Genomic DNA, 14,192 nt, shown 5'->3' on the forward strand with positions numbered 1-14,192 from the left:
TCTCTCTAAACGATGAACAAATCCGCACCATCAAACAAAGATCGGTGCAACCGTGCGCCATAACGCACCTGTCGCGGGGTAGAGCAGCCCGGTAGCTCGTCAGGCTCATAACCTGAAGGTCATAGGTTCAAATCCTATCCCCGCAACCAAAAAATTACCACAAATCAAACGCTTACATGCCGACTGAAACAGTCGGGCATCACAAGCGCGACTTTACATCAACGCCACATCAACGTTTGAAGAGAAGGGTGTGCAATGTCGGCCAGCGTGATACTCGTTTGATGGCAAACGGGGAATCGGGGTTGAGCTTGGCAGACGGATTTATTGCATTCGAACTGGACCTGATGGGTGCCGTCCTTGACCAGCTGATTCCCATTCTCGACAAGATGGAGGGAGAGCCACTGACGCGCGCGGCTGCCCAGCTTCTTCCCGACGCGCAAGGCGTATATCTTCTGATTCACCAGGGACAGGTTCATTACGTCGGCAAGACCGATGCAGAAGCTGGCCTGCGAACACGGCTTACCCGTCACGTCGCCAAGTTCGAACAGCGCGACAACATCGTTCCGGCCGACGTCCAGTTCAAGGCAGCGCAAATCCTTGTTCTGACCGCGATGGACATCGAGTCCAAACTGATCAATCACTATCGCACCGATTGGAATGGCTCCGGCTTCGGGTCAAACGATCCGGGCCGACAACGCGAAACGACGGCGAAACCGCCTCAAGGGTTCGATGCGCGGTTTCCGATCAATATTGATCTGCCGCTCGATTTTCTGGTCGCGGGTCCGACGACGGTGCACGATCTGCTGATGCAGCTGAAGCTGGGCCTGCCCTATACGCTGCGCTATGAGCTGGAGCCCGGTGCGAAGGGCAGCCATTCGTTCCGCAGCCGTCCTCACCCCGACATGCCGGGCGTTCCGCTGACGGTTCCTGTCGGCCCGATCACCGCGCGTCAGGCAATGCAATTGGTCCTGGGCGCGCTACCGCATGGCTGGCAGGCGACCTATTTCGCCAGCCACTTGATCCTCTACAAGGAAAACCGCGCCTATACGCACGGCATGCCAATTTAAGCCCGAAGCAGCTTTTCCTTCACTTCCTCGGCGACTATGCGGCCGAGTTGGCAGGGCACGGCGTTACCGAGCTGGCGCATCGTTTCCGTCCATGACCCATGAAACGTCATGTCGTCGGGGAAGGTCTGCAGACGGGCGCTCTCACGGACGGTGAAATAGCGGATCGATCCATCCGGTCGACGGAGCATGTTTTCGCCACCGGGAACGCCGTGCACGCCCGCCTTCAGCGTTTTTGCCGGTTCGTCCAGAGGGCTGCCCGTGTGGCCGGGATAGGAACGGGCGCCTGGCTGGAACCTGTGATCGTGGAATTTCCGGGCCGAACCGGGCGCCAACTCCGGATCGGGGAGATCAGAGATCGCGTCCCGGACGGTTCGCCAGCGAAGACCATTCGGCTTTCGCTCCAACTTCATCGCGCGTGCCTTGGCCGCGCCACCATCCGGTCGGTCCTTCTTCGCCACGCGATGCAGATCCCAATAGGTCTCTTCGCGCCATTGCTCCCAGAGCAACGCTTCCTTGGAGTGAGTTGGGGCGGGAAAATGCCATTCCACACTCGTGTCGGAACGGAAACCGACGAGGAAGACGCGCTCCCTGCGCTGTGGGACGCCGAAGTTCGCCGCATTCAGGACGCGCAGCATTACTTTGTAGCGCAGGCCCTTGTAGCGGCCGCGCGTGTGATAGTCCTCAAGGCGGGCAAGGTGGACCAGCCATTCCTCGTCCTTCTTCGCCGTCACCTCGGGATAGGTCAATTGCAGCCGGATATACTCGAGGTAGTTCGCGAAACTCGAGCGGGTCAGGCCTTTGACGTTCTCGAAGATGAAGGCTCGTGGCCGAAGCTCACGCACGGCCCGCACCGCCTGCGGGAACATATCCCTGCTGTCCAGAAACGCGCGATGCCGACCGCCCATCGAGAAAGGCTGACAGGGAGGTCCGCCGGTCACCAAGTCAATTTCGCCTTCCACCACTCCGAAGTCGAATTCGCGGACATCACATTCATGGAGAGGCCAGTCCCGGACAAGGTCCAGGCCGCGCTCCTTGTTCTCGCGAAGCGTGTCACATGCCCAGCGATCCCAATCCATGACCGCGGCGGGCGTGAACCCGGCTTGACTGACGCCGATTCCCAGGCCTCCCGCGCCGACAAAGAGTTCAACCGATTTCATCATCTCAGGAACTCCTCGATCCTTGCCTCTAGTGCCCCGCGATCCCCGGTCTCGCATTCCCATATGACGAGGGTTTGCCAGCCGAGATCCCGAAGCCGAGCGAGGTTGGCCTCGTCCCGTTTGCGATTGTTTTCCAATTTCGGCGCCCAAAAGTCCAGTTTGGTCTTCGGCATGCGCGCCAGTTTGCAAGCGGGATCGGGATGACGGTGCCAGAAGCATCCGTGAACGAAGATGACCTTGCGACGTGACGCAAACACCAAGTCTGGCTTGCCGGGCAGGTTTCGTCGATGAAGCCTGTATCGAAAGCCCAGCGCGTGGGTCAGCCGACGGACAATCATCTCAGGCTTGGAATCACGGCCCCGAATCCGGTCCATGCGCTCGCTGCGCTGTAAAGGGCTAAGGGTGTCCATGATGGACACTCCTAGCTGGGTTTCAATGGCACAACATTGTCCCGGGTGGCTGCCGAGGGCGTCTTCGTCTTCAAGGCGGGAAATGGGACAATCTCAGCCTTCGCATCGGATAGAAATCCGACTGGTAGACCGCAGAGAGACTCAACGTCGGCTTCTGCGAGTCGGAAATCGGCGATCAGGTCCGCTCTCGTCCTGACCCCTTCATCCAACAGGAGCCTGATGGAGCGCGAGAGCAGGCGTGGCTCCTCAGCGATCAGCGTATCGTCAAGGGGCTCGCTCTTCCGCCAGCCCCGCGCGCTATAATGTTTCCAAAGTCGACGCTCGTATTCGCCTTCAACAATCTCGAGGCTCACGCACCGTTTGATCATCGCTCCGACCGAAGTCCTCCACCTCTCCTTGAGGGCAAGCAACGTGTTCAGCGAAGGCGTCCATAACTCGGCCGAGAAGGTTTCCGCAGGCATCAGGAACGCACCCGCAAAGTGGAAGGCTTGCCGCTCGATTTCCTTGAAATCAGCAGATCCATTCAGGCTCTTCGAGGGAATGAAACGATGAAGCACAAGGTGTGCAAGTTCGTGCGCCGCGTCCATGCGGGATCGAACCGCAGTCGCCTTGTCGCTCGCGATCAGCATGTATGGACGATTGTCGAGATCAGACCAGTTCGACACGCCATCCATCTTCGATGTACCAACTTCCTCGCGGACGACCACGATTCCGGCATTTTCAATCGCGAGCAGCAGGTCGTTGATCGGCCCGAGGCCCAAACCCCAGCGGGCCCGACACTCAAGCGCGGCCGCCTCGATGTCCTCATCGCGAATATCCCGATGATCTTTTGCCGCGATCGACGGAATATCTACACCCGGCAGATCCACCCATTCCTGAAGTTCGGCCGAAATGTCTTGCGCCCAGCGCAGTCGGACCCTTGCGCGCTTCCGTTCCCCTTGGGTCGTACTCGACAAAAGGGACCGGAAGAACATCGGCCGCGCGCCATGTTCCAACTCCGAGCGCAGGAAATATGACACCGGCAGCCGCAGCGCTGTGGCAAGAGCATCCAACGCATCTGGCTCCGGCGAATGATCGCCGGATTCCCATCTCGAGATCGCGGAGCTCTTCCGGCCTATCATTTCGGCAAGGGCGATCTGGGTCAGTCCCCTCGAATCCCTTGCGTCCACCAATCGCTTCGCTTGGAAGCCCGGCGTTCCAGTCTTCATATCTTGTCCTCCAGTGTTCGAAGCAGGGCTCAGCCCAGCTCCGAAGGCCTCCTGCGCTTGAGCTTGGGAACCGCCCGATCCGCGATATCGACCGGAGCGTCCTTTTGTTCCGCAGGGGCGTTATAGAGCGCGATGATGTCCTCGATCGAAGCCAGCCTGATCCAAGTTGACAGATCGTGAGAGGGAATTCCGATGCCCACGAAGGCCGGGAGCATCGGATTGCCGTTCTTAGATGCCGTGACCACCAGCATCGCGCACATGTTATCTTGGGCCGGTTGCGGCCGATCCGTGTCGAAAAGATCAATCTGCCAAGGGCTAAGCCACTCGTTCAACGTGCTCCAGCGCCGCCGGAATTTTGTCGGTCGCGGCTGGCCGCAATGAGAAAGCACATTGGAACGGATCATGAAGTTTCCGTCGCGCTCAACCACAGAGTAACAGCCGCCCTTTGGTGAGGTGTCGGGCACATGAACAATGAGGCCGGCGGCTCTGCCAGCGCTACGAAAGCCATCCTCGGACAGGAAATGCCGCAACTGCCCCAAGGCGCCACGGCGCTCGGGGGGCGCTATCTTCTCTGCCGTCAGACTGTGGGCCTTAGCGAATGCGGCATCAATCTCTTCCGCCAGGGAACGGAAGAATGTCTCGGGCCAAGCCTGAACAAGGCGTGCAATGGGATCATCAGTCAAGGCGGCGCCCTGTTTGTTGTTTTCGGGATATTGCACCATTTATTTTGCGTTATCAAGTGGAGATCTAGCATCGGGTGCGCTCTTGCGGAGCTGCCGAAGCGGCCAATAATCCTAGCTTGGCGTGGTCGGTTAGCTGTTCTAAGCATAGCGACAAGGGCGGAGTGAGATGCCCAACTTTTGAACTGCCTCGTCCGGAGCGACAGGCTTGGGGGATGCGGTGGCGGCGACAATCAAGTCAATTCATATCGAGAACTTTCGATCAATTAAATCAATCGACGCGGATCTCGCGCAACTGGCGATCTTTGTCGGCAAGAACGATTGTGGAAAATCCAATATCCTGAGAGCACTCAATCTCTTCTTCAACGACGAGACGAATCCGGGTGTCGAGTTTTCCTTCAGTGAGGACTACAATTTCTTTGCGCCAGTGCGGGTGCGGAAGGCGAAAGAAATTGTAGTCCGGTTGGAGATTGCGTTGCCGGCTACCTACCACGCAACAAATGGCCATGTAATTATTTGGACAAAACGCTGGCGTGAGGATGGTCTGTGGAGCGAAGAGTATGATTATTATGGCCAACGCATCAAGAAAGGTAAGCGTGGCCAAGAGGTCCGTGAGGATGTCAAAATCTCAGAAAAATCGAACGTACATGCGCTCCTTCGCAAGATAGAATTTGAGTATGTTCCCGCCATCAAGGATTCCGAATACTTCGATGACCTTCGCGGCAGAATTTACGGAATCATATCGGAGGTCGCTGCTCGCTCTTTCCACGAATCCAGCACAGCTTTCGAGCAGTCGATCGGTGAACACCTCAATGAGCTGACCGCCAGCATCTCGGCTTCACTGGGTATCGACACCCGCTTGGCATTGCCGAGAGACCTCTATCATATATTCGAGCGGCTCGATTTTCTGAGCGGTGAAAAGGCCGTGTCCCTGAACAATCGTGGTGACGGCATCAAGGCTCGTCACATCCCGTTGATCCTTCGTTTTATGGCAGAGAAGAAGGCCGCGCTGTTGAGGCGTGGTGGGCAGCCAATCAGCAGCGTTTGGGCGTACGAAGAGCCCGAAAACAATCTTGAAATCGGCAGTGCTGTCCAGCTCGCAGATGAATTAAATGCCCTGGCGAAATCTGGGACAGCACAGATTTTACTTACAACTCATTCGCCGGCATTTTACGATCTTGGTCAGCAAGATAAGAAGATCGCTTTGCACTTCGTGACGCGCACGAGAGATGTTGATGGCACCGTCACTAAGACCGACGCGAAAGGCATCGATGAAAGCTTGGGCACTCTGGCGATGCTGGGGCCACGAATCACTGAGTTGGTTGCGCAAGTTCGACAGCAAGAGGAAGCGAAGGCCACAGCTGCCCGGCTGGCTCAGGAGAACTGCTCAAGGATTTTTGTCGAAGGCGAAAGCGATAAGCTAATTCTTCAAAGAGCGCTCGAGGTGTTTTTTCCGAACGCAGTAGACAAAGTGCGTTTCGAGACAAAGCGAGACGGTGCCGGGCACACCTATGTGATCGACATGTTGGTTGGTTGGCGTTCGCAACATAAACATCATCCTGATAGACCCAAGGCAATAGGCATTGTTGATGGTGACGCTATGCACGCAAAGAAAGAGTTCAACAAGCAGCCTGAAAATACGAAATCAGCAAAGTGTCTAGTTTACCCTGCACCAGCCAACCTTACTGCGGCTCGGGCTGCTCATTTTGACATCTATGCGTCCTTGGAGACGCTATATCCGGCAGATATCTGGACTGAAGCACGCGATCGGAACTGTCTGACCAGTCGCGATCCCGCTAAGGTGTGTCACCCGCAACTGGTAAGCAGGATTCTGCGTGGCGAGACAACCCTTGAAGCCGAACTTGCCGCAGATTGGGCTTATCTGGTAAAAGAAGACTTCGCGTCGGAATATAAGATTTCGACCGCTAGGCGCCTTTGTCAGCAAAACGACGAGATATGTCGGGAGACACTGGCTAACTTTGAGCCTGTACTGCGCGAAGCGCTCAGTTTTCTTGGTGTTGTATAGCGTGCTGTACTACCCCCTGAGCGTACGCCGTATCATCGAAGCGACCTTATATGTTCATGCAGGTTGTCGTGGCCCTTGAAACATAGTCCATGTTCTTGCTTTGTTTCGATCATGACGCGCCGCAGCACACCTCAAGCCAAAATCGATGATTCGGCCTTCCCGGTCCGGGTGCTGATTTGCGTGCCGGAGATGGGCTTTGGCCGACGGTCCGACGCGCTGCATGAGTGGCTGGCGACGCGGATCGGCCGAGGCAACTATGCCTGGCATGGCGGTGGGCGCGGCGGCACGCGGGACCGGATCGCGCTTTACTTCCGTGAGCCGGATGCGGCCAGCGCCTGCCTGACCGCCTTTCCGGATCTGGAACTGGCTGACAGAACATGCCTGCCGAGCTACAGTTCACCCTATCTGCCCTTTGGCCGTTCCGAGGACGACGATACCGTGTGCAACCTTTACAATCAGACCACCACGCAGGAGGCGATGCGCCAGCTTTTCAAGGGTCTGACCATGACCGACCGCGCGGGCAATGTCGCACCGGGCAAGGTCTATCCCGATCAGTTGGCACCGATCATCCGCCATGATGGTGCTTCGCTGGAATTGGTGAAGGCGCGGTGGGGGATGCCATCGCCGCCCTCGGTTTTGAAGACCCAGCGGGATCCGGGCGTTACCAATGTCCGCAACCTGACCTCACCGCATTGGCGGCGCTGGCTGGGCCCGGCGCATCGCTGCCTGGTGCCGGTCACAGCCTTTGCCGAACCGATCAAGGGCGGCAATCAGTGGTTCGCGCCGTCGGAAGCAGAAACGCCGATGTTCTTCGCCGGCATCGAGGTCAGGGGCTGGAAGTCGGTCCGGAAGGTGAAGGATGGCGAGACCACCGACGATCTCTATGCCTTTCTGACCTGCGCGCCCAATGCCGAGGTCAAAACGGTGCATCCGAACGCCATGCCGGTCCTCCTGACCGATCCCCGGGATTGGGAGACGTGGCTTTCGGCACCAATCGAAATCGCCGGCAAGCTGCAACGCCCGATGCCGGATGGCACATTGGCGCTGGTGGATGCCCCGGCCGAGGCGTCGTGACACCGGCGATCAGCCAGCGCACGCCTGAGCCTGCGCCCGCATGACGGCATAATCCGCCATCATCCCGACCAGCGCGGCATCCTCGGGCAGCGCCTCCAGCTCCGCCGCCGCCTTGTCGCGCGTGGCCTGATCGTAACCCACGACCGGCGGGCAGGCCGCGCCGCCCGGATCAGAACCGCCCGTCGCGCAGGCGCTCAGCAAGCTCGTCGCGATGGCGAGAGCGGTTGCTGGCTGCCTCCAGCATGCGGCGTTGGATGTCATTCTGGCGCTCCATCTGGTTCAGGCGTTCGGCATGACGACCGGCGGTTTCACCGGCCCGCCGAAGGTTGAGGGCGAAAAGAAGGACCGCGCCGATCAGCGTAATCCCGATGGCCAGCCGCCGCGCCCAGCGCGACGCCATCAGCGCGGCAAGGGCGCACATCACCGCCGCCCTCGGTTCCAGTCGTCGAGCCGGGCCCAGACGGTCAGGCCGATCCCGGCCAGTGCCAGGGCGATGAAGGCCCAGCGCAGGGTGTCGAGATAGGGGATCAGCGGCTGTATCGCCGATTGCGCATCGCTGAGCGTGTCCTGCGCGAGTTCGATGCCCGCTGCGCCGACGGTTGCCAGTCCTGCCGCCCCGCTGCCCTTCATCGTGCGGCTGTCCGCCAGATGTTCCCGCGCGGGTGGCTGGTCCTCTGCAAAGGGGATGACGCGGGTGGGAAACGGCTCGCCCCAGCGCCGGGCCGGGCCGAGATCGATATGCATGAAGCCGGATCGGGGATAGGTGCCAAAGCCGAGAAAGTTCTCGGTTCGCGCGGCCTTCTCGAAGACCGCCGGATCGTGATTGGCCATGGAGATGTCGAAGGCCGTGCCCTCAAGGTGCTTGGAGCGTTTGGCGCCTCGCACCCGGGCATTGTGCTCGGGGCTGCGATAGGCCGAGTTCACGATCAGCGGCTTGCCGAGACGGCTGCGCAGCGCCTGCAGCCGGTCGAGGGCCGCCTCATGGATCAGGATCGCTCCGGTGCCGCGACAGGCAATCTCGGCGGGCGAGAAGTTCGGCCAGCGCCAGCTGTCTTTCGGCACGTCGCGCCAATGGCGATAGAAGCGGGTGGTCATGAGGATCCTCCGGATATGAAAAGGGCCCGCCGGGATGGCGGGCCATGGGGTGAATGGGGTTGTGGGGGGTGCGGCGGCGATTACCGTCCAGCGGCTCAGCCGCCCTCGCCGAAGAGCTTGAGCTTCAGGGCGAGTCCGGCCAGCAGTGTCAGGATCAGCCCTGCCGTCAGTATGCGAATGACGGTCTGGGCAGCGGTGCGGCGCATCAGGCGGATGCCCTCCAGCAGTGCGCGCAGGTCGCGGATATCGAGGGCGGCTTCCCTGCCATCGAGCCCGACATCGACAAGGGCGCGTCTTGCGCCTTCCTGCGCCGCCCGGGCCAGCAGCTCCTCGAATTCGCTCTCGCTCATCTGCAGCATGTCATCGAGACGTTTGGGTGTCATCCGATCTTCGCTCCCCAGAAAGTGGTGTGATTGGCGGCGAAATACCCATCCGCCGCGCGAAAGCTGCCCTGCAGCGTCACGGTATCGCCCGCGTCCAGCGCGACCATGGTCTGCAGCCAGAGGGCGGTCGCCTCGGATACATGCGCACCGGAAACCTCGCCGAACGAGCCCCGGATTTCCGTGGATCCGTTCAGGACCAGCCGCCCGCGCATCCGGGCGTTGCCGCTGGCATTGATCTTGAAGAACAGCGAGGCGCCGAGGAGATAGGTTCCCGCGACCGGCGCCACGAAGCGGTTGGTGCCCGCGTCAAAGCAGCCCTGATCATTGTATTCGGCGACATTGATGCCGAGGGTGGTCCAGGTATCGGTGCCGACGTAATTGTCGTAATTCGTATAAGCCTTGAAGCGCGGCAGGTTCGGCTGGTCGGCAATGCCCGTCGCCGGATCGACGCCCAGCGCATCGCGGAAACTGGACCCGTCGGGCGAAACCGCGATGCGCAGCTTGTCCGATCCGAACATCCCGATCAGCGCCCGGGTGGAAAACCCGGTCTGCAGGATCAGCCCGGCATCGTCCGTACCCGTTTCCCGGTTCAGGGTCTGGGTCAGATCGCCGCTGCCGCCATCGGCCGCATAGAGGGCTGTCCAGAGGGCGCTGTTCAGCTTGGCCGAAAAGGGGGAACCCGCGCTGGCTTCCATGCCAATACCAAGCCGTGTCAGATCGTCGAAGGCGGTCGGGACCATCGGCTGCCAGCCCGCGCCATGCCGGACCAGCAGGACCGCCTCACCCTCGACCCATGCCCGCCAGCCCGCGCGCGGCGGCAGGCGCAGCCAGGCACCCTCGGTCCAGAGGGCCACGTTCAGATCCCAGCCCGCCCAGCCGCCGGTCGCGCCCGAGGCGACGATATAGCGATCGCCATCTGAAGGCGTGGCGGGTGGCGCGGTCAGGCCCCGGCTTTTGACCGAAAGCTGGACCAGCCCGTCCAGCAGACGCAGGGCCTCGTTATGGGTGATATGTTTCTGCGCCTGCGCCGCCATCAGATAGGGCAGCAGCAGGTTCGTCGTGCTGTCGGACATGCGTATGTCTCTCTTCAGGATCAGAGGTGGAGGGTTGTCGTTCGTGCCGTGCCGCGCCCGATACGGGCAGAGAACTGACAGATGCGGATGGTCAGGCTGTCGGCCGGCGCCAGCAACGCGCCCCAATCGGCGATCTGCTGGGCACTGGTGTAGAGGGCCGAGGACGCATTGCTCGTCAGCGTGCGTTTGACGGCCGCACCGTCCATGATCCGGACCTCGTAGCTTTCCTGTTCTTCCGCCATGGGCACCTCCATGCCCTGCCAGCTATCGGCGGCGAGGGCACGGGAGCGCCGTGTCCAGCGGATCGTCAGATCGCCAGGGCTATGCGGCTGGCGCCAGGGCTGGGTGACATGGACCGGCGAGAACGGCCGCAGTCCTTCGCCCTCGGGTGCGAAGCTGATGGCGGTGAAGGTGTCGCTGCTGACCGGATGGCGGGCGGGACCGATGCGCCAGTTGAAGGGTATGTCGAGATGGGCTTTCGGGATCGGCAGCGGCGTCAGGGCCTCGTTCAGCATCACCACCCGCGCCCCGGCCGGGGTGGGATTGCCCATGGCCTGTTCGGTGCCACGTTGTCCGCGCAGGAGTCGTTTCAGACGATATCGGCCCGGCGCGATCAGCTCGGCACTTCCAGCCTGGACAATCTCCCAGCGCCCCGGGGCGGATTCCACGACCAGCGCGTTGGCACCGCCAAACAGCGCCAGATCGCTAACACTTTCCAGCTGGCCGCTCGCCAGATCGAGGATCAGGACATTGCCGAAATCGAAACGCGATGTTGGACCGGGCCAGAGGTCGGTGGCGAGACGGCCGAGATTCGCACGGCGGCGCACGGTGGCGACTAGTTCGAACCCGTCATTGCCCGCGCTGCGATACACTGCCAGCGCGCCGGGCCATGGTTTTGCGGTGGCGGCGATCAGCGGCTGATGCGCGGGGATGTCGTCGTGCAGCTGCGGCAGATCGAGCAGGATGACCTCCGGCGGCCCGAAGGTCACGGCGCGGGGCAGTTTTGCCGGGCGTTCGGCGCCGGGCGGCAGGTCATAGGCCTCGCGGTCCTGCCGCACAGCCTCGATGCCGCGTGCTTCGGCATCGGCCACGGCCGTCAGGCGGAACTGCTGCACCCGGCCATGGTGGGTCAGCGCAATCACATCCGCCGGGTCCAGCGCCAGCCGTGAGGGCGGAAGGCGAAACACGGCGCTTTCGCGGCCCGCCCAGGCCTCCTGCAGGGCGCGACGGCAGCGGCGTTCGGCCTCTTCCGGCGGCACCGCCATCGGAAAACTTTCCGAGGCGATGCGGCTGGTATCCACGGTAATGCGCGCGGCCTCGACCAGAGCGGCATCGTAATCCTCGTCGGCCCGGGCCACCTGCCACTTCAGCGCCTGTGGCAGCTCCGTCTCTTGGGCGCGAGTTAGCTCGATGGGTTCGCCGTCCGAATTACCCGCGACCAGATCGTCATGGGCGATGGTGGCAACCGGTGCCCGGCCGCGCATCACAAATCGGATGACGCCCTCGCTCTCGACCGCGTCAAACCCGAAGTGCCGCGCCAGCGTGGTGATAGAGGCGCGGGGGCTTTCGAGGGCTGTGATGGCGTAGCCCTCGGCCGCGCCCCAGAGGCCGGAGACATCGATGCGGCTTTCCGGCAGTCCGGCGCGCCCGCAGAGATGGCGGACGAGGGCCGCGAGCGAGACCGCGCCCAGCCGCCCGGTCAGCCAGTGCCCTAGCCGCCAATTGGCGCCATCGGTCCAGACGTCGCTGAGGGCCGGAAAGAAGGGATAGGGGCGGGCATCCCAGGTCCATGCCGCGCATTCCGAGACCTCGACCATGCGCTGGCCGGTGATCGCGGAGACCGGGTTGTTCGCTGGTTTGCCCCAATGGAGATAGGACGCCTCCAGATAGGCGCGCTGGATGGCATCGTCGCGCCAGCCGCGCGAGAAATAGGGCGCGAAGCTCTCCGACGACTTCGGATCGTAGAAGACATTCGGCTGGTTGGTGCCGCGGTCGATGGCCGGGCAGCCGAGTTCGGTGAAGCGGATCGGCTTTGACTGCGGCACCCACGGCGTCGGTGTCGCGGCCTCGACGCCGCCCGGCCGGTCGAAATGCCGGTTCGACCACCATGAGCGCAGATCTTTGGGCCGGAAGACCCATGGCTTTCCGTGGGCACCATCGGTGATCGGGGTGCGGACCTGCGCCGCGCGGTCGGCCTCGGAGGCATAGAACCAATCGAACCCTTCGCCGCCCGCGATATTGGACTGCAGATAGGTCCGGTCATGAATGGCAGGCCAGCCAGCTTGGGCGTCCAGATGATCGAAGCCGTCGCGCCAGTCGGAGAGCGGCAGGTAATTGTCGATGCCGATGAAATCGACGTTCTGGTCGGCCCAGAGCGGGTCCAGATGGAAATGGACATCCCCGCTGCCGTCGCCCGGCTGATGCCCGAAATATTCCGACCAGTCGGCGGCGTAGCTGATCTTCGGGCCCGGCCCGAGGATGGCGCAGACATCAGCGGCCAGCGCCTGGAAGGCAGCGACGGCCGGATAGCTGTTCAATTCCGAACGGATCGTGGTCAGTCCACGCATCTCTGAACCGATCAGGAAGGCATCGACCCCGCCCGCCACCGCGCAGAGATGGGCGTAATGCAGCACCATGCGCCGCAGACCATGGTCGCTCGGGTCGCCTGTCCATCGGACATCATCACCGGTAATGGTAAAGTCGCCCGCGCTGGCACTGCCGAAGAAGGCATCAACCTGATCTCCGGCCGTCGCCGTCTTGTCGGCGCTGCCTGCCTGACCGGCGGCGGGCGAACAGGTGATCCGTCCACGCCAGGGGAATGCGGGCTGACCCGTCCCGGCGGCGTTGTCCGAATAGGGGTCCGGCAGAGTGTTGCCCGGCGGGATATCCATCAGGATGAAGGGATAGAAGGTCACCCGCAGCCCGCGCGCCTTCATCTCCCGAATTGCCTGCACCACCGCGAAATCCGCCGGCGTGCCGCCATAGACGGGACGATCCTGACCATCGCGGCTGACGAGATGGGCATCGGCCCGGCTGACGCCATTCACGGACCATGTCCAGGGGCTGCTCAACTTCTCGGCGACCTCGACGCCGGGCCGGATGGCGCAATGGCTGCAGCGCAGATCATCGCCGAACCAGGCCACGACCAGACTGACGCTTTCGACCTTCGGCGCCATGGCCTGCAGCCGGTCCAGCGCCACGATCATGTCCGGGCTGCCGGGCATGGCGTTCAGGTTCTCGGTAGAGGTCGTGCCGCCGGTACTGTGGCCGAAGACATTGGTTTTGGCGCCCGTGGTCTTGCGCACCGGCTCGGTGGCATAGGTGAACTCGCCCGAGGCCGGGATCAGCGTCACGGCACGGGTCAGCCCCTCGGCGGTATCCGGATCGGCCAGCGGCCGGAAGACCTCGAAGCTCAGCTGCGGCAGGCGGTTGCCGTAATCGTTCAGCGGCAGATCTTCGAAGACGACATAGGCGGTGCCGCGATATGCGGGCGTGGCCTCTGGGCCCATCGTGGCGGCGATGAATGGATCGGGCTGTTGCGTCTCGCTGCCTGGGTACCAGCGCCAGGTAAGTCCCGAGGTGTCGAGCGGCTTGCCATCGGCCCAGATCCGCCCGATGCCGGTAATCTCGCCTTCACATAAGGCGACCGCGAAGGATGCATAATAGAGATATTCCGTGGTCTCGACCTTCGGTCCGCCACCCTTGCCGCCGCCCTGACGGCTGGTGCGGGTCTCCTCGCGGAAATCCGTGGCCCAGACGATATTCCCGCCCATGCGCATGCGGCCGAAGATGCGCGGGATCACTGCGCCCTCGGTCGAGGCGGTGATGCGCAGATTGTCGAGCCGCGCGCCTTCGATTCGTTGGGCCGGGGCCAGCGAGGAGACGATCCAGCTGTCCACGGCCGCGCCTATGGTGGAGCCGATCATGCCGCCGATGGCAGCACCGGAAAATCCGAGGATCGCGCCGCCGAAGCCGCCGCCAATCGTAGCGCCGACCGAGGCCAATACCAATGTTGCCAT

At 61.9% G+C, this 14,192-nt stretch carries 13 protein-coding genes and 1 tRNA gene; 4 read left to right on the forward strand and 10 right to left on the reverse strand.

What is annotated here, in order from left to right; all coding sequences use genetic code 11:
- Positions 1 to 72: 72 nt before the first annotated feature.
- Positions 73 to 149, forward strand: a tRNA-Met gene (locus G7044_RS17000).
- A gap of 27 nt (positions 150 to 176) precedes the next feature.
- The gene (locus tag G7044_RS17005) at positions 177 to 1,067 is read left to right on the forward strand and encodes a GIY-YIG nuclease family protein (protein ID WP_166331071.1); all 891 of its coding nucleotides are present in this window, start codon (positions 177 to 179) and stop codon (positions 1,065 to 1,067) included.
- Here G7044_RS17005 and G7044_RS17010 read toward each other — a convergent pair.
- From G7044_RS17010 to G7044_RS17025, 4 genes are read right to left on the reverse strand one after another with little or no spacing between them, the layout of a single operon-like run.
- On the reverse strand, positions 1,064 to 2,227 hold the full coding sequence (locus G7044_RS17010; protein WP_223115874.1) for a DNA cytosine methyltransferase: 1,164 nt from the start codon (positions 2,225 to 2,227) through the stop codon (positions 1,064 to 1,066). The genes G7044_RS17005 and G7044_RS17010 overlap by 4 nt on opposite strands.
- Positions 2,224 to 2,634 (reverse strand): very short patch repair endonuclease, encoded by a 411-nt coding sequence (locus G7044_RS17015; protein WP_166331073.1) that lies wholly within the window; start codon positions 2,632 to 2,634, stop codon positions 2,224 to 2,226. Before G7044_RS17015 ends, G7044_RS17010 begins: the two co-directional genes overlap by 4 nt.
- Positions 2,635 to 2,645: 11 nt before the next feature.
- Positions 2,646 to 3,842 carry a helix-turn-helix domain-containing protein gene (locus G7044_RS17020; RefSeq protein WP_166331075.1) on the reverse strand — a complete coding sequence of 399 codons (1,197 nt, stop codon included), beginning with the start codon at positions 3,840 to 3,842 and terminating at the stop codon, positions 2,646 to 2,648.
- A 29-nt stretch (positions 3,843 to 3,871) separates the two neighbouring features.
- A complete protein-coding gene (locus G7044_RS17025; RefSeq protein ID WP_166331077.1) occupies positions 3,872 to 4,564 on the reverse strand; it encodes a hypothetical protein in 693 nt (230 codons plus the stop codon).
- Positions 4,565 to 4,742: 178 nt separating this feature from the next.
- Here G7044_RS17025 and G7044_RS17030 point away from each other — a divergent pair, with 178 nt between their 5' ends.
- Positions 4,743 to 6,548: an ATP-dependent nuclease gene (locus G7044_RS17030; RefSeq protein WP_166331079.1), complete on the forward strand. Its 1,806-nt coding sequence runs from the start codon at positions 4,743 to 4,745 to the stop codon at positions 6,546 to 6,548.
- Positions 6,549 to 6,659: 111 nt separating this feature from the next.
- The gene (locus G7044_RS17035; RefSeq protein WP_235931375.1) at positions 6,660 to 7,622 is read left to right on the forward strand and encodes an SOS response-associated peptidase; all 963 of its coding nucleotides are present in this window, start codon (positions 6,660 to 6,662) and stop codon (positions 7,620 to 7,622) included.
- Between the two features lie 9 nt (positions 7,623 to 7,631).
- Here the strand turns inward: G7044_RS17035 and G7044_RS17040 are convergent, their stop codons facing one another.
- The 6 genes from G7044_RS17040 to G7044_RS17065 all read right to left on the reverse strand — a co-directional run bounded on the left by G7044_RS17040 (position 7,632) and on the right by G7044_RS17065 (position 14,192).
- Positions 7,632 to 7,823, reverse strand: coding sequence for a hypothetical protein (locus G7044_RS17040; RefSeq protein WP_235931376.1), 192 nt, complete (start codon positions 7,821 to 7,823; stop codon positions 7,632 to 7,634).
- On the reverse strand, positions 7,792 to 8,043 hold the full coding sequence (locus tag G7044_RS17045) for a hypothetical protein (protein ID WP_166331083.1): 252 nt from the start codon (positions 8,041 to 8,043) through the stop codon (positions 7,792 to 7,794). The genes G7044_RS17040 and G7044_RS17045 overlap by 32 nt, the downstream gene beginning before the upstream one ends.
- Positions 8,043 to 8,717 (reverse strand): YcbK family protein, encoded by a 675-nt coding sequence (locus G7044_RS17050; RefSeq protein ID WP_166331085.1) that lies wholly within the window; start codon positions 8,715 to 8,717, stop codon positions 8,043 to 8,045. Before G7044_RS17050 ends, G7044_RS17045 begins: the two co-directional genes overlap by 1 nt.
- A 95-nt stretch (positions 8,718 to 8,812) precedes the next feature.
- The gene (locus G7044_RS17055) at positions 8,813 to 9,100 is read right to left on the reverse strand and encodes a DUF6127 family protein (protein WP_166331087.1); all 288 of its coding nucleotides are present in this window, start codon (positions 9,098 to 9,100) and stop codon (positions 8,813 to 8,815) included.
- Complete coding sequence (locus G7044_RS17060; RefSeq protein WP_166331089.1) at positions 9,097 to 10,173, reverse strand: DUF2793 domain-containing protein; 1,077 nt, start codon at positions 10,171 to 10,173, stop codon at positions 9,097 to 9,099. Before G7044_RS17060 ends, G7044_RS17055 begins: the two co-directional genes overlap by 4 nt.
- A 20-nt stretch (positions 10,174 to 10,193) precedes the next feature.
- Entirely contained in the window at positions 10,194 to 14,192 is a 3,999-nt protein-coding gene (locus G7044_RS17065) for a baseplate multidomain protein megatron (protein ID WP_166331091.1), read from the reverse strand.

This window comes from Paracoccus xiamenensis (genome assembly GCF_011308835.1).
Taxonomy (GTDB): domain Bacteria; phylum Pseudomonadota; class Alphaproteobacteria; order Rhodobacterales; family Rhodobacteraceae; genus Paracoccus; species Paracoccus xiamenensis.